This is a genomic window from Imperialibacter sp., assembly GCF_040222385.1.
In the GTDB taxonomy this organism is placed as follows: domain Bacteria; phylum Bacteroidota; class Bacteroidia; order Cytophagales; family Cyclobacteriaceae; genus Imperialibacter.
In genome coordinates this window covers 126,165-147,938 of sequence record NZ_JAVKDF010000002.1, presented here as the reverse complement: position 1 = coordinate 147,938, position 21,774 = coordinate 126,165, and the positions used below count along the sequence as shown (strand labels likewise).

Below are 21,774 nucleotides of genomic sequence, written 5' to 3'. Positions count from 1 at the left end.
AAATAAATTAGGGTGTTGTTTAAGCGTGAAAAGGGTGATTAATTTAGTCACCTTTTTTTTTTGTGTCGTCTCTCATCGATTTCAGAAACGATGACAACTCAGTTCCCCCAGTGCCAATTATCCCTTCTTCTGCTTTTGCCTGCGCAATTATATACTCATGCGCTATTTTGAAATGCTCTGTCCTGAAGTCATGGATTGTCTCTACAGCTTTATCGTAAAAGAACCGGAGTGTTGATTCCGAACTACAATAGTCTTTCAGGGGAGATCCTTGTTTTAGCTTTCTCACAATCGTGGCATGCTGCGGAGGCATGTAATTAAGCATATCTTTCATGTATGCCGAAGACTTAGGCTCCATGTGCTCAATCCCCATTCCTGCGTCCAAAAACTGCAGGACAGCACTTTGAGCAGCACTCCCACCGTGCCAGCTCTCTATCACTGTTCTCCCTCCAAGGTCATACCTGACATCCTTGAAAGAGCTGAGAAAAGGCCGTATGCTGGAGTAAAAAACTGAAGGGTTACACTTCTCTTTCATCCTCTTCAGCGTCGTGGTCATCATCCTCACTGAGTTCCTGACTACTTTCAGTTGTTGGAGAATGTTCTCAGAGTTTCTCGTGGTGGTATATTCCAGCGCCAGGGCAACGGCAGCAATAGCTTCTGCAGCCTGCGATTCAATCTCCACGGTGACCATATAGAACCACTTCTCATCTTCAGTTCTGGTGAATGTTACCAGAGGCTCAATGTTATCCAATGACACCACCCCCATATTGCCTATTCTTTTCCAGTTAGCAAGCACAGCGGATGCATGCGATAACACGGGGGGCCTTCCTAAGCGAGTGGCGATGTATCGCCATGGAACGGATATATTTCTGGGGATCAGTGGCGAAGTATCGGCAGATGTATGAACTATGGCGCTTCCCAAAAATGAAAGCACCAGCATGGCCCTTTCCATTTCGCCTTTGCTGCTTATTCTGCCCGGGTCTTTGAATGGTAATTTGCCTGCCTCTTCGGCTACGCTGCCGTTTTCTATCCACTCTGGCAAATGGAGTGCAGCCTGGTCCCAGGGAGCAAAATAGGACGAAAGGCTTACTTCAGGAAACGGAGTCAAAAGAAATCCGTAGTCAGGGTCGACGCCATGTTCAACCAAAAAAAATTTCCAGTCTGTTACCATTAGCTTAATTAAAGTTCAATGATGGAAGGTGTAACTTTTCACAAGTTATCGGGTACTATAGATATAGCCAACAATAGCAAGGGGGAATTGTCAACGATTTGTTCAGGTTCGGGCCGGAGGCATTTTAACTTTTTTTAACACAATGCAACCAACTAATCCTGATGCGCATCGTATATACAGCAACCAAGAGGTAGTGCCCAACCGTAAATGATTCTCCAGTACTAATGCTCAAGGCATTTTTTTAAAATGGGAGCTAAAATAAAGTGAAGTATTGACGCAACCCGAACGGAGAATAACCGTCTTTAGTGAAGATTTGTAAGAGGATCTGAATAGCATAATCAATCGGAAACTAATGTGTGACTATTGAACACTTAAATTTTCGTGCTATGAGAAACTCAGTAAAAAGGACACTAGTGGCTGGCGTTATGAGCCTGTCACTGATTGGAATGACAAATTTAGTTTGGGCAGCAGGCCCAAAAGAGAAAAATGAAAGCAAGGCAGTGCAAAAGGCCAGGGAAATGGTTGAGGAGTCGGCCTACCATGATTGGAAAACACTGGCAAAAGCAGCTGAAAGGTGCATTGTGATCGACAAAAATCTGAAGGAAGCTTACGACTGGCTTTCAATGTCACTCGATCTTAATGAGTCGGTGTACAACCTGACAGTGTTGGGTGACTATTATCTGAAAAATGACCTGCCCGTTAAGGCAATGAACACCTACCTGAAAGCGTTAGGTAAGGGTAGAAGCGAAATAGAAGATTTCGACGGGCGTGAACTAGAAAGTAAAGTATGGGTGGTGAGAAACATCATCTACCCTTAAAGATAACAAGTAGTAGAATCCTCTTACGGGAAAGCGCCGGGTAAATTATCCGGTGCTTTTTTTATTTTGTTTACTGCTTTTGAAGCTGAGCAAACTCCCTGGCAAAATAGCTTAATATGATGCTGGCCCCTGCTCTTTTTATACTCAAAAGAGACTCAACCATTGCCCTCTCGCCATCTAACCAGCCATTTTGCGCAGCAGCCTTAATCATGGCGTACTCTCCACTCACATTATACGCCGCTATTGGCAATGGAAAGTTATCTTTCAACAGCCTGATCACATCAAGGTAAGCCAGCGCAGGCTTTACCATTAATATATCAGCTCCCTCATTATAGTCCAGTTCGGCTTCCACGAGGGCTTCGTTCCGATTAGCCGTATCCATCTGATAAGTTTTTTTGTCTCCAGCTTTTGGAGCCGAGTCAAGCGCATCTCTGAATGGACCGTAAAAGGCACTTGCATACTTGGCTGTGTAGGCAAGGATAGACGTATTGGTATATCCTGCGTCATCCAGCATCTCCCTTATGTGCCCAACACGGCCATCCATCATGTCGGAGGGGCCAATAATGTCAGCTCCGGTGCCAGCCTGAGCAACGGCCATTTTTCCGAGTATCTCGAGGGTTTCGTCGTTTACAATTTGCCCATCTTTTACTAACCCGTCATGTCCGTCGCTGCTATAAGGATCCATAGCAACGTCAGTCATCAGGCAAGCCTCAGGAAATCTCTTTTTAATCTCGCTCAGCGCCCTGAGGTAAAGCCCTTCACCATTTAGACTCTCGGTAGCGTACTTATCCTTCTTCGAATCGTCGATGGCTGGAAAAATCGCAAATGTGCGAATACCTAACATGAGGCATTCCTCAATTTCCTTCAAAAGGGCATCCAAAGAAAAGCGGAAAATGCCGGGCATTGATTTCACCTCTACTTTTTTTCCTGTCCCTTCGATAACAAAAAGTGGAAAGATAAAATCTTTGGTAGAAAGCCTCGTTTCCTCCACCATCTCTCTAATTACGCCCGATTTCCTGTTTCTTCTTGGTCTTCTTGAAAGCATCGTTAATTAATATTTCAGCAAATATAACAGGCACAAAAGGTAAGTGAGCAGAAACCTGAAAGATATTGGTGCCGCCGTCACTTTGAGTGGAATATTGCGCTTCAAAAATATTCTTACATCAAAGGCCTGTGAACCATTCCGTTATCTACATTTGTTTCGTAATCGTGGCCTTTATGACGAGAATTTTCATTGCACTTTTGTTCGTTGCGTCCGGAGTAGCTTTTGCTCAGGAAAAGAGTCTGGAGGATGAGTCAGCGGACTTCTCGCCTGATCGTCAGCTTCTATTGTACTACCAGTCGTTTGCTAAGGAGGAGCCCCTACCGGATTTTGGGCTTTTCAAGCTTGCAGTCACAGGTTATTTCAATCTCAAAGATAGCGATCGTATTGGCCAGGCAGATATTGTCACCATTATTGACTTCCGAAAGCCTTCCAACCAAAAAAGACTTTGGATAGTTGACCTGAAAGCGAGAAGCGTGCTGTATCATACACTTGTTGCACATGGAAGAAATACAGGAAACCTCTACCCAGAGTCATTTTCTAATGTTCCCAATTCCAACACGAGCAGCCTTGGCTTCTACACCACTGCACAGACATACATAGGCAAGCATGGGCTTTCGCTCCGTTTAGACGGGCAGGAAAAAGGCTTTAATGACAAAGCGAGAGAAAGAGCGATTGTACTCCATGGGGCGGACTACGTAAGCAAAGACTTTGTGAAAATGCATGGTCGGCTTGGTCGAAGCTTTGGATGCCCTTCGGTTCCTATGGCTATTCACAAGGAAGTGATCAACACCATCAAAGACGGAACGGCCCTCTTTATATTCTACCCCGACAAAAACTATCTCTCCAAAAGCAAATTGCTTCAACCAACCAATTTGGTTGCCCAGGTTCAAAAATTGACGTCAGAGCCTGCTGCCAATACTGCTGCCAACCTCGGGAGTTCCCGATAGGCCTTTGGCTATCCTGGCATCACGTTCGTATATATCCACACCAAAGCGAAGACTGTTACTTTCGCTTACCCACGCAGTGAGGTAGAGTATGTGAACATCAAGGGGCTTCGGCAAAGTGATGGTAGTTTCTACCCTCGCTTGCACGATTCTCCCAATCTCCTCTCTGGTATACTTAGTGCCTGCTAAAAGGTAGGCAGCCATGTTTAATGGGTTTTTTAACCTGATACACCCGGAGCTGAACGCTCTTTCACTTTTATTGAACATCTCCCGACTCGGGGTGTCATGTATGTAAACACTGTAGGGGTTTGGAAACATAAACTTCACATCTCCCAAAGCATTTGAGGGGCCCGGTGGCTGGCGTAGCATATAGGGAAAGTTGGTTGAAGAAACATTTGGCCAGTCTACATCTGCCAACGGCACTTCAGTTCCATCACTTCTCAGCACCTTTAAACCTTTTCTTGTGATTACAGATGGGTCCTTTCTGGCCTCCGGAAGAATATCGGATTTAAGAATAGTTGGGGGCACAGTCCAGGTTGGATTAAGCACCAAATAGGTCATTTTACTGCTAAACACAGGGGTCTTCCTATAGGTTTTACCAATGATCACTTCCGAGTCATACGTCCTGGAGGCCTTGTCGAATATCTCAAGTTCAAAACTTCCAAGGTTGACAAGTATGTAGCGTTCGCCAAGATCTTCGGGCAACCATCTGAGTCGCTCCATGTTGATCTTTATATCCTGGGTGCGTTTCACTGCCGGGACATTAAGTAATTCCACGGTCTTTACTCCAGCCACACCATCTGCCCCTAACCCATTTCGGCGTTGAAATATCTTTAGGGCTGCTTCCAGGTCGTCGTCGAAAAAAGGCGACATGTTGCCATCTTTAATTTCTACGTTCGATCCCATGTACAGTCGTCTCTTGATGGCCACTACTCGCTCACTACTATCTCCCTTTTGAAGCTTATCACCAGCAGGCACGTTTGGAAAGCCTCCCTTTGACACCACCTCACGGTAGTAGTCGAGAAAAGACTTAAGTATCGTGTACTCCGGCAGGCTGGGAGCTAGCACTTGGGTGTACTCTCTTAGCTTGCCCGACTCCACCGCCTCGGTTAAATAACCGGCAAAGTCGAAGCTATCGGTTTTTCGTTTTGCTTTCCACTCGGGGTCGGCAGTCTCAGGGTTCAACTTTCCATAGTAAAGGTGAGAGGCATACAAAAAGAAGGCGTCGGAAAGCAAAAGCTCTAACTTAATAAGCTCAAAACGACCGACCGAATCATGCCGGATGGAGTGATTAAGCGACTTCAATATATGAGCATAATGATAGTCGTCAGGTGCTAGTCCTTCTTCCTCCGCATCGCCGATGATGCTCAGCATCTCCTTGGCTTTTTGGTATTTGTCCCTGGTTGTTATCCAAAGTGGCTGAAAGTCTCTGCTTACATAAAACTCAGGCAAGGTGTTGATGCAAAAAACTGGCTCTTCGCCAAGCCTCATTTGCCCATATGCCTGGGCTGTTTCCAATCGCAAGCGGATGGCTTCAGCCAACTCATCATTGCTAAAATCGTGAGCTGATACCTTGGGCACAAAAAAGAGAAAGCTAAGGAAAACAAAAAAGAAAGAGTTGCGAACGAGCATTTTGATAGATTTGTAAAACGAGTGCCTCTTTAATATACGATAATAAACGCAATAAATGCATCCAGAATTCATTTCATTCGAGCTTTTTGGAAAGCCGGTCACCATCCACTTTTACGGTTTGTTGATCGCTCTTGGAGCAACATTGGGCTATTTTTACGCAGCAAAAACCGCCAAACGGGAACTGGGGATCGAGTCAGATGTCATTCAAGGACTCGCAAGATGGGTAATTATTGCCGCCTTTGTTGGGGGGAAATTGTTCTATTATTTCGAGTCACCTGCCTACTATTTTGGCGAACCTGCCAATATGTTAAAAAACTTTCGAACAGGTTTCGTTTTTTACGGTTCCCTCATTTTTGCCATTCCGACCGTCATTTGGTATTTCAGAAAGCACAAACTACCGTTTTGGCCCATGATGGATTTGGTAGCTGTTACGGGCTGCATCGTTCACGTTTGTGGTAGAATGGGCTGTTTTTTTGCTGGCTGCTGCTACGGCAAGCCAACTGACATGCCGTGGGGTATTAGCTTTTCCGACACCCTTTCACAAGCCAAACCACTAAATACTCCGCTGCACCCGACACAGCTTTATGAGATCTTTCTCATTCTTTCTATTTTGGTAGTGCTGCTAATGTTCAAACGGCACAAACGGTTTGAGGGGCAGTTGTTTTTTCTGTACATCATGATGTACGCTGTTGGCAGGTCGGTTACAGAAATATTCAGGGGTGATATCCGAAGGGGGTTCATTATTGAAAATGTACTTTCACATTCTCAGCTTATCTCTCTTGTTCTGATTTCCCTGGTAGGCATTTTCTACTACCGGTTCTCCAAAAAACAAAAGCCTATCGTCAATCGGAAGCCCTGACTCTCACTTTTAATGCCTTCTTATGAATGTTGATTTCAAAAGGTGGGTGGCCCAAAAGCTCCCCGTCGATATGCATCCATTGCTTTTTGTCAGCCTCTATGCTTACGTGACTGGCCTTAAAGAAACTTACTTCTTCAAGCTTGCCGTGCCTTCCGGCTCCAAGCTTACTCAGGCTCAGGAACCTGTTCCAGGGGAGAATTCTTTCAATAAGGCACACATCCAGCAAGCCATCATCCACTTTGGCATCTGGAGTTAGCACAAAGCCACCGCCAAAAGTGGTTCCATTGGCCACCGTGAGCAAAAGAACTTTTTTGGTGTATTTCCTACCATCGATGCTGAATGATAGCTGCTTCTCCTGGTATGAGCTTAAGATTCTGAGCACCCTGTACAAGTAGGCCCCGTAGCCCCAGAGAAGTAACGGCCTTTTCTTTTGCTTCATATCAGCTACAATCTGACCATCGAACCCTATTCCAACCCCGTTGTGAAACAGCCGTTCGTTGCAAACGCCCAAATCGATGGTTTTCTCTACTCCATGAAGAAGGGTATCCAACTGTTGGATGAGATTGCTCCCAACATTTACCGACTTAATAAAGTCGTTGCCCGTGCCGGTGGAAATTACATTGACCACCACCTGCTTATTGTCGCCAATTCCGTTTATTGCATCGTTGAGCGTTCCGTCTCCGCCGATAACCAAAAGGTCAGTAAAGCTTTCGTCCAATCTCTTCTTCACGATTGCCCTTGCATTCTGGCCTTTCTTAGTAAAGAAAGATTCATAGACCAGGTCGTTCGTTCGCAGGAATTTCTCTACCTCTCCAACTATTTTGGCACCTTTGCCATACCCGGCGGCCGGGTTTACCATTAACAGAAGTTTTCTGGGCATAGTCGGCTATAGGTTGTCAGTAATGAAATTAGTCATCATGGTATACAAATGATACCGGTACTTACCACCAGAAATACCATGCGTTTTATCGGGGTAGTAAAACGACTCAAACTGCTTTCCCTCTCTGATAAGTGCATCTTGCAGAGCCACCGAGTTTTGAAAGTGAACATTGTCATCGCCTGTCCCGTGTATAAGCAAGAAATTGCCCTTGAGCTTATCGGCATGAGTAATCGGCGAGTTGTCATCATATCCACCGGCGTTGTCCTGTGGCCGCATAAGGTAGCGTTCAGTATAAATGGTGTCATAAAATCGCCATGTAGTCACAGGTGCCACCGCAATGGCCGCCTTGAAGAGATCAGCTCCTTTGAACAACACCAGTGAGCTCATGTATCCTCCGTAACTCCAACCCCATATGCCGATGCGGGAGGTATCAACAAATGGGAGCGTTCCGAAATACCGGGCCGCTTCTATGTGATCCTCTGTTTCATACTTGCCAAGTTGCTTATAGGTCATTTTCTTAAACCTTTCCCCACGCCCTCCTGTTCCCCGGGTGTCTACCACTGCAACAATGTAGCCCTTTTGGGTCAGCATTTGGTGCCAAAAAAAATGCCCTCCACCCCAGGCGTTGGTGGCGTTTTGAGACCCTGGCCCACTGTATTGATATAGCAATACTGGATATTTTTTGTCAGAGTCAAAATCAGCCGGCTTCAGAAAATAGCCATTCAGGTTACTTCCCTGCGAAGTTGTGAAACTGAAGAACTCCTTGTCTACAAATCCATGGTCTTGAATGGCTTTCGCCAGTGCGGCATTGTCCTTCAATACTTTTACTAATTTGTTGCCTTTGCTTTGATGTAAAGTAACTTTTTGTGGCTGCGTGGCACTGGTAAAGTAATTTATATAAAACCTGGTGTCGGTACTCATCACTACCCTGTTCCACCCTTTATCAAGACTCAATTTCGCCTTGTTCTTCCCCTTTATATCTATTCTGTAAAAGGCTCTTTCCATCGGCGAATCTTCAGTAGAAGTATAGAACAACACCGGTGTTTTTGTGCTTTGATCAACGCCGGCGAGCGACACCGCCTCCCATGAGCCATTGGTAATCTGACGGATCAACTCACCACTCAGGCTATACAGATAAAAGTGCTTGAAGCCACTTTTTTCGGAGGAAAACAAAAATGTTTTGTCATCCTCCAGATAGGTGAGGTCGTCACAAAACGTGAAATCAATGTAAGTCTCTGACTTATCGGTGAGTATGATTGCCGATTTCCCCGTGGAAGCGTCAGTGTGCAAAATATCCAATTGGTTTTGAAGGCGGTTCAGTCGCTGGATTGAAAGGGTCTTTGCATCCTTCAGCCACTTGATCCTGGGGATATAAGTATCTGTTTCGCTACCAATGTCGGCCTTAACGTTTCGGTTGGCCCCCACCTCGTAGATAAAAATATTAACCACCGAGTTCAATTCGCCTGCTTTCGGGTATTTGTATCTATAGTCCTCCGGATAAAGCTGACCCTCATGCCACACTTGCATGTTATACTCCTTCACCAGCGACTCATCGAACTTGTAGTAGGCTATTAGCTGCCCGTCGGGTGACCATTCAAAGGCCTTTGTCAGGTACAACTCCTCCTCATACACCCAGTCGGTACTACCGTTGATGATGGCGTTGCGTTTGCCATCGCTGGTTATCTGTGCCTCCTGGCCTGAAGTAACGTCTTTCCAAAACAGATTGTTGTCACGGGTAAAGGCCACTTTGGTTCCGTCGGGTGAAAAGGTGCCGTATGCCTGGCGCCCCTCAGAAAGTTTCGAAATTGCCTTCGCAGCGATGTCATACACATAAAAAACCGCTGTGTAGGATCTCCTGAATACTGACTGCCGATCAGTTAACAATAATAGTTTAGTCTCGTCGTCGCTAAACGTATAGTCGTCTATTTTTAGCGAAGGGGAAAGCGCACTTCCATCAACAATCTCCTCAACTGCCACACCGGTAGTCACATCATATTTCACCACCTTATTGTCCTCCAATGCGGAGTAAAACTGCCCGTCCTTCATCCAGTTCACGCTGTTCACCGACTCCACGTTGAAAGTGTTCTTCAAAGTAAAATCTTCGATAGATATCTGGCTTTGCGAAAGAAGAGAAGTATTCAGGCTAATTAGAATTAAGAGCGTTGCGACTAACTTATGCATTGTTTTCATCTTTGAACTTCGAAAATAACTATTTCCAGAAGTATTTCTAAACGTATAGGAAATGCGCTCCTATATGTATAATTAACTCTGCTGTTTCCTTCCTTAAATTTCTCAATTCCCATACTCAATACGTTCCATAAATAGTTATCTTTATTATCAATTATAAAATGTCAATATTTTCAACTATGCTAAAAGTAAAAACCAGGCAGGAATTGGCCAATGAGCTTGGCGTGAGTTATCATACCCTCAGAAGAAGAATCAAAGATCATAGTCTAAACATTTCTCCCAGAAAATACCTGAGTGCTAAAGAACAAAAGTTAATAATTGATATTTTTCATGCAGAATAGAGCAATATAGATCAAGACAACAATAAACCTTGCAATGACTAATTCAAAGATTTACACTTAGTTATTCATTTAACTAACTAATACCATGAAAAAAATCTTAAGAATTGCGACTATTGTTGCACTGGTGCTGGGTTTTTCTTGCTCTCAGGATGATGTTTCCAATCCTGAACCTGCCGCCTCTTTACCATCCAAGATCAATGTGACAGACGGGAGACTAGTATTTCCTAGCGCCACAGTATTCAATAGTACCCGAGATGCACTATCAGACGCTACTAACGATGACCTCGACAATTGGGAAAGTAGGTTCGCTGGATTCAAGTCTCAAAGGTCTATTTTAAAGGAGATATTAAAAAAAGATGAAAAACATAAAGAGGCCATCGATAACCTACCTATGGAAGACGCACTTAAGCTAAAGGAAACTATTGGAGATGACTTCTACTTTGACGAAAGCGTTCTTTCCAATAAAAATATTCTTGACTTCGATGAAGACGGTGTTTTCTACCTGAAAATAGAGGGCTATGCTCCCAGCATAGAAAAATTTGTGAATAGACATGGGCTAGTTCAAATTGGTGACTCTATATTCTCCTATTCGGAAGGGTATATCAAGGTTATAACTGATGGTAATGCCAACAAGATTAAATCGCTTTCCGACTACAACGAGTCAAATAGGAAAGAAAATGTATATGTCTCTACGGTAAAGCGAGAAACAATTGAAATTTCACTTGAAAATGGCAGATCCATGTTGTTTAATGGAACAAGCGATTGTACAGGATATACGACTGGAGGGGGACAAAGGGTTAAAGGGAGAGCCGAGGCTCTTTACTCAACCCCCTCAGGAGGGCAAGGAACTGGCCCATATATTATTTACATGTATTTGAGAGCAAGTAATGAATATAAAGGAGTTTTTGGTTGGAGATCAAAAGACACCTCCCAGTTAAATATAAATGGATGGGTCGACTACTATGTGACAACATATCCGGTGACAACGATCACCGATATTATAACCCTTAACGCAACAACAAATGGGCAAACGGTTTCGACAATTACATACGACATCTACAATGTACAAAGTAATTATCCTATCGGATATGGACTACAGGGCTCTCTAACCTATACCGGCAGACATGGATCCAGCTGCTCTCTCTAGCTAGTTTAAGCGAGCGTCTATCAAATAACAAAAAGGCCATAGAGGTATTCTATGGCCTTTTTTAGCATTGTAAAGAACTAGTTTCCTCCAGTTGGAGCAGCCTTCGGCGTGATTCCCATTTTCTGCAACACGATATTAGAAATTTCGTCGCTGTCCTTGGCGAAAAGCAACGCTTCTGACCTGAAAACGTGAGTAAAACCGTTTTCTTTGGCTACATCGTCAATTGCTTTCTGGATTTTGTCGTAGGCAGGCTGTAGCAGTTGAAGCTCCTTGTCCTGCATAGACTGCTGGGCATCACGCTGAAATTTTTCGATAGACGCCTGAAGGTTCTGAAGCTCCTCCTGTTTGTCGGCCCTTTCGATGTCCGTCATCGCCTGGTAGCCGGTTTGGAACGCCTGGCCTTTGGTTTGGAACTCCTGAATTTTGGCCTGAAGGCGGTTTTGCAACTGAGTTTCGTACGCCTTAAGATCGGCCTCGATTTGCTTCGATTCGGGCATTTGGGTGAGTATATAGTCTACATTGGTGTACCCAACTTTCAGTTCCTGTGCTGTGACTGAAACAGCGAAAAGTACAAATACACCAAACAGCAAGCTTCTAAGTTTCATGACTTTACGTTTTAATTTTTAATTACATCGTTTTCGTTGGCCAGGCCAAGCTCTTCAAGTACATAGTCAGTATAATCATGAATCGGATCTGTGTAGATCATGACCAACTCACCGGATTTATCAAAAACAATGGCGAGGCGATTGTTCTTTGCCATTTTTTCCACCGCCTCCCATATTTTATCCTGAACAGGCTTTATCAGCTCCTTCTTCTTTAAGAAGAAAAGGCCTTCAAAGCCAAACACTTTCTTCTGATACTCCTTCACTTCCTGCATTTTCCGGTCGATCTCCGCCCTTCTGTCCTTCTTCATCTCCTCAGTAAGAAGCACCTCTTCTGCATGAAAGGCAATCTGCATCTGCTCCACTTCCTGGAACATTTTCTTTATTTCTTCTTCCCAGGACAGCGACAACTTGTCGATTTCTCCCTGGGCTTCCCTGTAATCCGGCATTTGCTCCAGGATATACCCGGTGTCAACATAACCGAATTTTTGGGCAAAGGTAGTATTTATCCCTAAACTTAAAATAAATAGCGTAAAGACTGTCCTTTTCATAGTCACATGAGGTTAGCGTATTTGCTGCCCTATGGAGAAGTGGAACTGTCCACCACTTCTGGAGGTTTGGCCTGGCAAAGTATCAAAACCATAACCATAATCCACACCCAGAAGTCCAAAAGCGGGCATGAATACTCTAACGCCTGCTCCTACTGATTTATATAAGTTATAAGGATTATAATCCTTCAACACGTTCCAGTTGTTGCCGCCTTCAGCGAAGGTAAGCAGGTAAATGGTGGCCGTTGGGCTCAACGACACAGGATACCTTAGCTCGAAGACAAATTTATTGTAAATGATTCCACCAGTAATATTATTCACTCTGTCTTCCGTTCTCAGCGAGTTATCTGCGTAACCCCTCAGTCCAATAATGTCAGTGGCGAGAATAAAGTTTTGTCCTGCCAAACCGCTACCACCCAAAGAGAACCTTTCAAAAGGCGTGCCAGGACTGTCTTTATCGTAAGATCCAATGACGCCAAAGTGCACACGGTTCACCAAAACAAGGTTACCCACCAGCTTGAGATAGTACCACGAATCGAACATCCACTTGTGGTATTCCACCCACTTGTACTTTTCGTTAGGGGGTAAGTCCGAGATCCCCTGACCTCTGATGGCAGAATACGGTGGTGTAAACGATGCAGTTAATGAGATGTTAGAGCCAGACCTTGGGTACATCGGCTGATCCACACTGTTTCTGGCAATGGTGGTGTTAAATGTTAAGCTATTGGCAACACCGTCGGTAAAACCTAGCGACTGGGTACTGGTGAATCCACCCCCATAGTTATTCAGATCGTACTTCAAATAAGAAAGACTATTGCTTACCGTGAAGTAATCATCAGGCCAGGTAACACGGCGACCTAAGCTTGCGGTGATGCCCTGAACACCAAGGGTTCCGAGTGGTTTCGCATTTGTGGTATAAAGATATTGCCTCTGAATAGAATAGCTGTACGACAGGCCAAAGGAATTCGGCTTGCGACCGCCCAGCCATGGCTCAGAGAACGACACTGAGTACGTCTGGAATCTTTTGCCATTGGCCTGGAACCTTACGGAGAGCTTCTGACCATCACCCACAGGAAGCGGGCTCCATGTTTTCGGATAAGGTATCTTCCTTAGAGAGAAGTTGTTGAACGTGACACCGAGTGTGCCCACAAAGCCGATAGGCCCACCCCAACCACCAGAAAGCTCTATCTGGTCACTTGGGCGTTCTTCCACCTGCCATTCGATGTCGGCGGTTTCCTTGGCTATGTTAGGAAGCACGTTGGGTGTTACTGTCTCCGGGTTAAAGTAGCCCAGCTGTGCAAGCTCCCTTTGCGTACGGATCACGTCGTTACGGCTGAATTTCTGGCCAGGAAGCGTTCTCAGCTCACGAAGAATTACGTGGTCGTTCGTGCGGTCATTGCCGGTCACATAAATCTTATCAAGCGTCGCCTGCGAGCCTTCAGAAAGGCGCATTTCTATGTCGATACTGTCACCGTTTATTCTAACTTCTACCGCTTGAGGATTAAAGAAAAGGTAGCCATTGTCCATATACAGGGAGCTAATATCCGGCCCCTGTGGGTTGAAGGTAAGCTTCTTCTGAATGAGCTCCATGTCATACACGTCACCCTTCTTAATGCCGAGCACCTTATCCAGCGTTTCACTGTCATATACGTAGTTGCCTGACCAGGTGATGTCCCCAAAGTAGTATTTCTGACCTGGGTCTACCGTAATGTAGACATCAAGCCCTTTGTCGCTCTTTACGGTTGAGTCGGCTACAATTTCCGCATCCCTGTATCCCTGAGAATTAAAATAAGTGATAAGGCTCTTTTTGTCCTCCTCGTATTTTGGCTGAAGAAACTTCTTGGTTTTGAAAAAATTGATTTTAACGTTGTCGTGCAAGTAGCTTCTAAACTCTCTCCACCCGAAGGGCTTAGTCGACGTAACAAATTCTTTTACTTCCTTAGGCTGGAAGATTCTAAGAGAACGACCAACCAAGTCCTCTATAAGCGTGAACCTAAGCCGCTCTCCCGTGTTTTTCATTTTTGACTTCAGCTTGGAGTCAAGAAAAACATCATTGCCTGTAAATTTGATGTCGTTTACCTTGACCTTGTACTTTTTGTCAACCACTATCTTCAGCATGACGCTGTTGGAGAGCAGCGTGTCTTTTTGCTGCACAACCTTTACGTCGGCATTCAAATACCCTTTTCCCTGAAAATACTTTTGAATCGTCAGTTCGGTGTTCTTGATGACGGCGTCGGTTACAACCCTTCCTTTTATGAGTTTAATATCGTCTTCGATATCGCTTTTCTGCGTTTTGTTTAGGCCCTCGAAAGTGAACTTGGTCAGTCGTGGTCTTTCCTTCAGCTCAATCGTCAAAAAGATTTGGTTGCCCTCTATTTTGCTTACAAAAAGAGAGACGTCTCCCAAAATTCCCTGGTTCCAAAGCTTTTTGATGGCACCGGAGGTAGCGTCACCAGGCACCTTAATCGTTGACCCAACACTCAGGCCCGAAATTGAGATGATGGCATTCTTGTCCAGGTATTCTGAACCTGTCACTTCTATCCCCCCAATCTCATACTCCTTTGGGTTGGAGTAGTCAAGCTGAAGACCAGAGCCAGACGTGGCTGGCGTGCTCCGAAGTCCCGGGCGGATTTGTGCGTCCACACTTTGGACAAAACACAACAGGGAGGCCGCAAATACAATTACAATTTTCTTCATTCTCAGGAATTCACTTGTTCACTGATTTTTCCAAATCTTCTTTCTCTTCTTTGGTACCCAACTATAGCCTCATAAAGATGCTCTCTTCTGAAGTCGGGCCAAAGCACTTCTGTAATAAACAACTCGGTGTAAGCAACTTGCCAAAGTAAAAAATTGCTTATGCGCATTTCCCCACTAGTCCTGATTAACAATTCCGGGTCAGGAATGCCCTTAGTGTCAAGGTAAGCGCCCAGCAGGCCCTCCGTAATGTCTTCTGTGCTTCTGTGCCCGTCCACGATATCCTGGGCTACTTTTTTGACAGCTTCCGTAATTTCCCACCTACCGCTGTAATTTAAGGCCAGTATCAGCGTCAATCCATCATTGAACTGGGTTGCCTTCCTGGCATAGTCCAGGTTGTCCTGGGCATCCTTGGGCAGGCTCAGAATGTTGCCTATCGACTTAAGCCTTATATTATTTTTCTGTAGTGTTGGCAGCTCCTTTTTTATGGTGGATACCAACAATGACATTAATCCATTTACTTCCTCAATAGGCCTGGCCCAATTCTCCGTTGAAAATGCATACAAAGTTAAATAATCGACGCCCAGCTCTGCACTTCCTTCTGCCGCATCTCTCACTGCCTGTATGGCATTCTGATGTCCGAATATCCTTGCAGCGCCTCTTTTCTTAGCCCATCTGCCGTTGCCATCCATAATGATGGCAATGTGGCGGGGAATAGCGTCTGAATTAATCAATTCTTTCATGCCCTAAGGGTCTCTCAGTGTCTAGCAAACCGCAAAGTTGCTAATTTTTAGCTAAATAAATAAGGAGAAATCTAAATAGGAGAGTCAATTATACTCATAACGGTTGGGAACATACCTGAAAGGGCATGGAATTTCGTACAAAATATAGGTAATCGAGAACCCAGCGAAGTAATACCAATCTTTGCTTTCCGGATTGCCGTACTGGTAGTTTTTCAATGTGATATCACCATCGGACACACTGTCCAAATAGTCGAAAAAGGTCTTTCTCAAACCAAATTCTAATCCTACAGCATATCTTTTTCCCACCAGCTGCTTAATGCCTACCCCAAATGGAATAACTGGTTGCAGTTTACTAAAGTCTGCTCTTGCCTCATCGTAGCCGAAGGTTCTGAAAATGCCAAAACCCGCAAAAAAGTAGGGAGAAAAGTAAACGTTGGTGTGTGGGTGCTTGTAGTCCAGAAAATAGTACTCAAACACAGATGAACCCTCAATTAACGTGATATCGAATGAGTAGTCTCTATTGGTGCCTAGTATATCAACTGCCCGTTGATCGTCTCCTTTTATCTTCCCTGCCGTCAGCCCAAGCCTTACACTAACGACGTTGTTAACATTCATCCTGTAAAATGCGTTGAGCCCGGGAGTCCAGCCTTTCAATCGCAGCTTTGGGCTTAGATCTCCGGTATAAGTAAGCATTCCCAATCCCCCACCGTACTCTGTATATTGAGCAAGGGCCTTGCCGCTAAAAAAAATCACCAGCAGACTGGTGATTAATGATATGTAAACTCTTTTTTTCAACTTCCCAATATTATCTGAATTTAGCACTCCGGCGAACTTTGCCGAACACGTACATTAAACGTATCTGGGTAACAATATATTGGTCGTTGTTGCTGGGATTTCCTCTTATGTCGTCTTCGAAGCCCCAGCCAGCTATTGTTGGATAAGGCTGACCATCAATTTGAGAAACCTTAGTACTCGTTCCACCATAGGCTTCGGTGATCAAAGTCAGCTGTCGGGGTTGCCCCGAAGCCGAGGTGGCTTCACGAGACCTGTCGGCCATGGTGCGGGCAAGTTCATTCGTGCCAAAAGCTCCAGGATCAACGTATCTGCCACTCAAGTCGTCAATATAATCGAAGAAAAGAAGGCGATACCCTATTTCGAAAGCAGCGTCGAAAGGGCCAGGCAGCCTAAATCTTGATCCTATACCAAACGGAATAGCATAAGAAAGCGACTTGTAGGGCTCAATATCATACTGATCGCTATTTTGACCTTCAGTACCTAAATCTTTTAGAGAAACCCATTTCCCTGCTTCGGCTAGTGGAGTGCCATCATTGCCAAGCTCCGGGGCAAGTCCTTTGGGGTTATGAAGAAAAGCTGCCCCCCCAGCAAATACGTAGGGAGCGAATGGTAGCCTTGACCCTGCACCACCTTCGTTTGGAAATATGTCCATCTCCAGAATGACAGATAGCTCTTTCACGTCGTTTCTGAAGGAAAGATTTCTCGTGTATCGTGGAAGACTTTCGATTAGTGCAGGATCAGCCGAGTCAAAATCATCAGATTTCAATCTTACCCAGTTGAAACTAGACCGCACGCTGGCCATTTTATGGGCCCTGTAGGTATGGGTAATACCAAAACCAGGTCTGGTGAAAGAGATATCTGTACTGACAGCCCGGGAAAGTGGAGCTATATCGCCAAAGTAGTTTGATGCATTCAAATTCACTCCAAGTGAGTGATAGCTCTTGAACCGGGAAACGCCGCCACTGATCCGGCCACCTCTGTAGGAGGACATAGCCTTACTTTTCTGCGTCCTGGACTTGCTCCTCCTCTTATATTGACCAAACGCATCTTCACTTGCAAGCAGTGCAGGAACCAAAATGATAAGTACGAGAATAAACTTCTTCATTGAAGAGTTCTATTTTTTTGTAAAAGTAGTAAAAAAAGAAAAGCTGGATTAAAATTAATTTCTGAGATCAAAGCCCCAATTTAGTTTATTCCTAAGTGTATCCAAAAACGAGTATCCGTTGAGCTGGATCAATTTGGCTCTGAAATCCTCCTTCCTAACCGACATTTCTACCGAAGAATCAACCGTATGTGACCGTGAATCCAATGAGGCCAGGAAGTTTCTCCCCCTGCTTTCTATAACGAACGAAATGACACTTTCGTCAGGGACAATCAAAGGGCGTACGTTCAAGTTATGGGGACTAACCGGGGTTATCACAAAATTGTTTGAATGAGGCAGAATAACAGGCCCGCCACAACTAAGTGAATAGCCAGTGGATCCTGTTGGCGTCGAAACCATCAGTCCGTCAGCCCAATACGAATTAAGGTACTCTCCATTAATATAGCACTTAACGGTGATCATTGAAGAGGTATCCTTCTTTGTAATTGTGAATTCGTTCAGAGCAAAACTTGTATCGCCAAATACTTCCTTGTTCGTTTCTAGTCTCAGAAGTGTTCTGTAGTCGTAGGTAAAGCGTTGCTCAAAAAAAGATGTCAAAGCATTCTGAATATCCAGCTTTGAGATATTTGCCAGAAACCCTAATCTGCCGGTGTTAATTCCCAAAATTGGTGTTTCTGCATGCTTCACATAGGTGACAGTTTCAAGCAATGTCCCGTCGCCACCTAAGCTGATAATAGCATCCAATGACTCAACGGGATTTGCTTTGCTGAGGTCCGGGCCATCTGGCAAGTCAAACCCCGCTTTGGTAGCATGCTTTCGAAAGATTTGCGAAACTATTACCTCAACATTTTTCTTCTGAAGAAATAAGATAACCTCCTGAATAAATGGAATGGTGTCGCTGTTGAATTTATGACCATGGAGGGCTATTCTCATATCGGATTAACTAATTGTGCTGGCTTTAAATGCCCAGGTATTTCATTAAAATGTCCATTCTTTCCTGTTCGTCAACAGCTTCTGGAGCATTATTGAATTTAGCCACTATTTGATATCCAAACCTTTCCAAAGTTGCTTGTACCCGGCTAAGGTCTTCGAGGTTGATCTTGATCGTAAGGCTCACTTTTGAAGAATCATTTGGATCGTCAGTTAGATATGAGCTGAGAATCTTGCCATTGTCCGATTCTATGAGCCGGCTAATTTCTGCCAGGGAATAATCTATCTGTTTCATTGAAAGCACAAGAATGCCCCCATGACTTTTTATCGAAGATGTCATGGCAAATGCCTGAATAACGTCCTCCAGTGTAATTACACCAAGGTAAGTACCAACGTTGTCTGTTACCGCTACCAGCGACAGCCCATTGTTGTCGCAGGCCTTTATCACATCATAGTAGTGCTGCGACTGATCTACTTTACATTTAACGCCCTGTAAATCGTAGTCTGCTACTCTTGGCAGGGCTCCATTCAATTCAAGGATCGTGTCTTCGTTGATGAATCCCAGAAACTCTCCCTTCTCAACAACAGGAAGTTCGGTCGAGTGGAGCTCTTCCATCCACAGAATTGCTTTCTGAATTTCGTCACTCAGCTTGAGTGGAGGAATCATGTAATTGATAAGATCACTAGCTATCATGCAGCTTCATTTAGTAGAAACTCACTTAATATATCGTTAAACTTATCAGGGTGTTCCATCATTGGAGCGTGGCAACACTTGTCGATGAACCTAAGTGTTGAATTGGGTATCAGTCTGTTGAATTCATGCGCCACCTCCGGAGGGGTGATGGTATCGTTAAGCCCCCACACCAGAAGGGTAGGTATTTTAATTGATTGTACTTCTTTGGCCATATTGTGACGCTGAGCAGATTTTGCAATGGCTACAATGCGCATACACTTCGGGATGCTCTTAGTCGTTTCAAAAACCTCCTCGATATAATCCGGCGTGGCTGTTTTTGGATCGTAAAAAGTGTACTCAACCCTTTCCTTAATGTACTCATAGCTTCCCCTCTTCGGAAACGAGCCGCCCATTGAATTTTCAAAAAGCCCGGAGCTACCAGTAAGTATCATTTTCTTCACCTTGCTTTTATTTGCAAGGGTATATATCAGCGCTATATGGCCTCCAAGTGAATTGCCCATCAGGGTAAAATCTTTGAGTCCCATCATTTCGACGAAACCCTCAAGGTATTCGACTAATCCATCGAGCCCAGCTTCTCTAATTGGCATTTCGTAAATCGGAAGCATGGGAATGACAACTCTGTGCGTCTTGGAAAACCGACGAACTACGCTATCCCAATTGCTTAGGGCCCCAAACAGGCCATGCAGCAACAAAAGCGTTTCACCTTTGCCCTCGTCGATATACGGATAGTTGTTCTTCGTTTTTAGTTCTATGTTCATGCTGATCACTGAATTAACCCAATATAGATAAAATCCGTTCTGTGATAAAGTTTTTTCGATGATGTGTTGCTCATACTCAAACAATTCTCAGTTCAGTAAATGCTGCAAAATAAGCTTGCCTCTCTGCCGGTTGCTGTTCAGGAGTTAACTTCTCGAAAAACTCCTTGACAAAAGGCAGTACGACTGAAATAGTATCGATCATCCATGGAGCCAGACTAACGATGAAAGGGTAAATTTTGGCTCCCTCGATGTATTCATCTGCTAGCTGAAATCCAAAAAATGTCAGCAACCAAAGCAGAAAGCTTAGGGCCAAAGCCCATTTCAAAATCCCGGCCAGCGACCCTGCCAGGTCGTCGAAGCTCCCGAGTAAAGTTAAGTCAATCGTTTTTTTGAGAGCCAGGCCAATTAGGTTAACGACGAGCACTATAACGACAAAAACGATAATAAAAGAGATGACAGGAACAAGCCCCGGCACTTTAGTAAAGTATCCGTCGAGGAAACTTGCCACAAGTGGGGTGAATTGAAACCCGCCAATAATTCCCAAAATGAAGGCAAACAGACCGACAATTTCCAACAGAAGTCCTTTTTGGAAACCCCGAAACGCTCCAAGAACAAGGATAATAAGAATGACTATATCAATGACTCTCAATGATCTTACTTGCTTAGTAGCTCTTTAACCAGCGTTGAGATCATTTTCCCGTCGGCTTTTCCGGCAAGTGCTTTCGTAGCTGCTCCCATCACTTTGCCCATGTCCTGAGGGCTGGAGGCACCCACTTGAGCAATAATTTTTGCAACCTCCGACTTCACTTCTTCTTCTGAAAGTTGCTTTGGCAAAAATTCGTTGATAACATCCAGCTCCGCTTGCTCCTTTTCTGCCAAATCGGGTCGGTTTTGCTCTTCAAAAATAGCCAGTGAGTCTTTTCTCTGCTTGGCGGCCTTAGTCAAAATGGCCATTTCCGCAGCCTGATCCAGCTCTGCTTTGGCACCCTTTTCAGACTCCGCCAACAAAATCAGCGACTTGATAGCTCTCAGTGCCCTCAGCCTTTCTGGGTTTTTGCTAAGCATGGCTTGCTTTATATCTCCATCGATTTGGGTTTTAAGGCTCATATCTGAATTTTTTAAAATCGTTATTGGTTAATTTGCAGCAAAGTTATACAAATCAGTATAAGAATGACCAGGCTCAGTGTTAACATAAATAAAGTGGCCACGCTCAGAAACGCCAGAGGAGCAAATAACCCTGACGTGGTAAAGGTTGCAAAGGACTGCGAGGTCTTTGGTGCACAAGGAATCACTGTACACCCACGGCCCGACGAAAGGCATATTCGCCACAGTGACGTAATTGTGCTTTCGAAGGTAGTGACAACTGAATTTAATATTGAAGGGTATCCCGACAGAAGGTTTATTGATCTGGTTAAAAACGTAAAGCCCGCACAAGCAACCTTGGTTCCGGATCCACCTGAAGCGATCACATCAAACACTGGCTGGGATACCCTGAAGCACCAGGCTTTCCTCGCTGAAGTTTCAGCAGAACTCCACGCTGCCGGTGTAAGGGTGTCCATTTTTCTTAATCCCGACATTAAACTGGTAGAGGCAGCTGCAAAGAGTGGTGCGGACAGAATAGAGCTATATACTGAGCCATATGCCACGCATTATCATAGCAACCGGGAAAAGGCTATCGCTTCATATATCGAAACAGCACAACTGGCAAAGTCTGCCGGGCTTGGCATTAATGCCGGCCATGACCTTGACCTGCACAACCTGGCTTATTTGGTGCAGCAAATTCCAGCAATTGACGAAGTTTCCATTGGGCATGCCCTGATCTGCGATGCCTTGTATTATGGGCTGGAGAACACTATCCAAATGTATCTGCGCCAGTTAATTTAAAAC

Annotated in this window: 21 protein-coding genes; 5 read left to right on the top strand and 16 right to left on the bottom strand. The window is 44.6% G+C overall.

The window, feature by feature from the left end; translation table 11 throughout:
- Positions 1–43: 43 nt before the first annotated feature.
- Positions 44–1,168: a PrnB family protein gene (locus RIG68_RS00735; RefSeq protein ID WP_350117761.1), complete on the bottom strand. Its 1,125-nt coding sequence runs from the start codon at positions 1,166–1,168 to the stop codon at positions 44–46.
- Positions 1,169–1,554: 386 nt separating this feature from the next.
- On the opposite strand from RIG68_RS00735, the gene RIG68_RS00730 reads away from it, so the two are divergent.
- The gene (locus tag RIG68_RS00730; RefSeq protein WP_350117759.1) at positions 1,555–1,986 is read left to right on the top strand and encodes a hypothetical protein; all 432 of its coding nucleotides are present in this window, start codon (positions 1,555–1,557) and stop codon (positions 1,984–1,986) included.
- A 70-nt stretch (positions 1,987–2,056) separates the two neighbouring features.
- Here the strand turns inward: RIG68_RS00730 and hemB are convergent, their stop codons facing one another.
- A complete protein-coding gene (hemB, locus tag RIG68_RS00725; protein ID WP_350117757.1) occupies positions 2,057–3,031 on the bottom strand; it encodes a porphobilinogen synthase in 975 nt (324 codons plus the stop codon).
- A 173-nt stretch (positions 3,032–3,204) separates the two neighbouring features.
- Between hemB and RIG68_RS00720 the strand changes: the two genes are divergently transcribed.
- The gene (locus tag RIG68_RS00720; RefSeq protein WP_350117755.1) at positions 3,205–3,978 is read left to right on the top strand and encodes a murein L,D-transpeptidase catalytic domain family protein; all 774 of its coding nucleotides are present in this window, start codon (positions 3,205–3,207) and stop codon (positions 3,976–3,978) included.
- Here RIG68_RS00720 and RIG68_RS00715 read toward each other — a convergent pair.
- Positions 3,931–5,607, bottom strand: a complete 1,677-nt coding sequence (locus tag RIG68_RS00715; protein ID WP_350117753.1) for a L,D-transpeptidase family protein — start codon at positions 5,605–5,607, stop codon at positions 3,931–3,933. The two genes, RIG68_RS00720 and RIG68_RS00715, sit on opposite strands and share 48 nt — an antisense overlap.
- Positions 5,608–5,662: 55 nt before the next feature.
- Here RIG68_RS00715 and lgt point away from each other — a divergent pair, with 55 nt between their 5' ends.
- Entirely contained in the window at positions 5,663–6,466 is an 804-nt protein-coding gene (lgt, locus tag RIG68_RS00710; protein ID WP_350117751.1) for a prolipoprotein diacylglyceryl transferase, read from the top strand.
- Here the strand turns inward: lgt and RIG68_RS00705 are convergent.
- Complete coding sequence (locus tag RIG68_RS00705; RefSeq protein ID WP_350117749.1) at positions 6,450–7,346, bottom strand: diacylglycerol/lipid kinase family protein; 897 nt, start codon at positions 7,344–7,346, stop codon at positions 6,450–6,452. The genes lgt and RIG68_RS00705 overlap by 17 nt on opposite strands.
- 6 nt (positions 7,347–7,352) lie before the next feature.
- Positions 7,353–9,527, bottom strand: coding sequence for a S9 family peptidase (locus RIG68_RS00700; RefSeq protein WP_350117747.1), 2,175 nt, complete (start codon positions 9,525–9,527; stop codon positions 7,353–7,355).
- Positions 9,528–9,959: 432 nt separating this feature from the next.
- Here RIG68_RS00700 and RIG68_RS00695 point away from each other — a divergent pair, with 432 nt between their 5' ends.
- Positions 9,960–11,021: a hypothetical protein gene (locus RIG68_RS00695; RefSeq protein ID WP_350117746.1), complete on the top strand. Its 1,062-nt coding sequence runs from the start codon at positions 9,960–9,962 to the stop codon at positions 11,019–11,021.
- A 77-nt stretch (positions 11,022–11,098) separates the two neighbouring features.
- Here RIG68_RS00695 and RIG68_RS00690 read toward each other — a convergent pair whose 3' ends face one another.
- From RIG68_RS00690 to RIG68_RS00640, 11 genes are all read right to left on the bottom strand, one after another.
- Positions 11,099–11,626, bottom strand: coding sequence for an OmpH/Skp family outer membrane protein (locus RIG68_RS00690; RefSeq protein ID WP_350117744.1), 528 nt, complete (start codon positions 11,624–11,626; stop codon positions 11,099–11,101).
- 11 nt (positions 11,627–11,637) lie between these two features.
- A complete protein-coding gene (locus RIG68_RS00685) occupies positions 11,638–12,174 on the bottom strand; it encodes an OmpH/Skp family outer membrane protein (RefSeq protein ID WP_151997789.1) in 537 nt (178 codons plus the stop codon).
- 12 nt (positions 12,175–12,186) lie between these two features.
- On the bottom strand, positions 12,187–14,868 hold the full coding sequence (locus RIG68_RS00680) for a BamA/OMP85 family outer membrane protein (protein WP_350117742.1): 2,682 nt from the start codon (positions 14,866–14,868) through the stop codon (positions 12,187–12,189).
- A gap of 2 nt (positions 14,869–14,870) precedes the next feature.
- Entirely contained in the window at positions 14,871–15,608 is a 738-nt protein-coding gene (gene uppS / locus RIG68_RS00675) for an undecaprenyl pyrophosphate synthase (protein WP_350117740.1), read from the bottom strand.
- A gap of 84 nt (positions 15,609–15,692) precedes the next feature.
- Positions 15,693–16,403 carry a type IX secretion system protein PorG gene (gene porG / locus RIG68_RS00670; protein WP_350117738.1) on the bottom strand — a complete coding sequence of 237 codons (711 nt, stop codon included), beginning with the start codon at positions 16,401–16,403 and terminating at the stop codon, positions 15,693–15,695.
- Positions 16,404–16,413: 10 nt separating this feature from the next.
- Entirely contained in the window at positions 16,414–17,508 is a 1,095-nt protein-coding gene (locus RIG68_RS00665; RefSeq protein WP_350117736.1) for a DUF6089 family protein, read from the bottom strand.
- Positions 17,509–17,562: 54 nt separating this feature from the next.
- Positions 17,563–18,438 (bottom strand): NAD kinase, encoded by an 876-nt coding sequence (locus RIG68_RS00660; protein WP_350072898.1) that lies wholly within the window; start codon positions 18,436–18,438, stop codon positions 17,563–17,565.
- 25 nt (positions 18,439–18,463) lie between these two features.
- Complete coding sequence (locus tag RIG68_RS00655; protein WP_350072900.1) at positions 18,464–19,129, bottom strand: CBS domain-containing protein; 666 nt, start codon at positions 19,127–19,129, stop codon at positions 18,464–18,466.
- Positions 19,126–19,887 carry an alpha/beta fold hydrolase gene (locus tag RIG68_RS00650; RefSeq protein ID WP_350117734.1) on the bottom strand — a complete coding sequence of 254 codons (762 nt, stop codon included), beginning with the start codon at positions 19,885–19,887 and terminating at the stop codon, positions 19,126–19,128. Before RIG68_RS00650 ends, RIG68_RS00655 begins: the two co-directional genes overlap by 4 nt.
- A gap of 76 nt (positions 19,888–19,963) precedes the next feature.
- Positions 19,964–20,536: a CvpA family protein gene (locus tag RIG68_RS00645; protein ID WP_350117732.1), complete on the bottom strand. Its 573-nt coding sequence runs from the start codon at positions 20,534–20,536 to the stop codon at positions 19,964–19,966.
- Positions 20,537–20,541: 5 nt separating this feature from the next.
- Positions 20,542–20,994 carry a GatB/YqeY domain-containing protein gene (locus RIG68_RS00640; protein ID WP_350117730.1) on the bottom strand — a complete coding sequence of 151 codons (453 nt, stop codon included), beginning with the start codon at positions 20,992–20,994 and terminating at the stop codon, positions 20,542–20,544.
- A 63-nt stretch (positions 20,995–21,057) separates the two neighbouring features.
- On the opposite strand from RIG68_RS00640, the gene RIG68_RS00635 reads away from it, so the two are divergent.
- Positions 21,058–21,771, top strand: a complete 714-nt coding sequence (locus RIG68_RS00635; RefSeq protein WP_350117729.1) for a pyridoxine 5'-phosphate synthase — start codon at positions 21,058–21,060, stop codon at positions 21,769–21,771.
- The last annotated feature ends 3 nt before the right edge of the window (positions 21,772–21,774 follow it).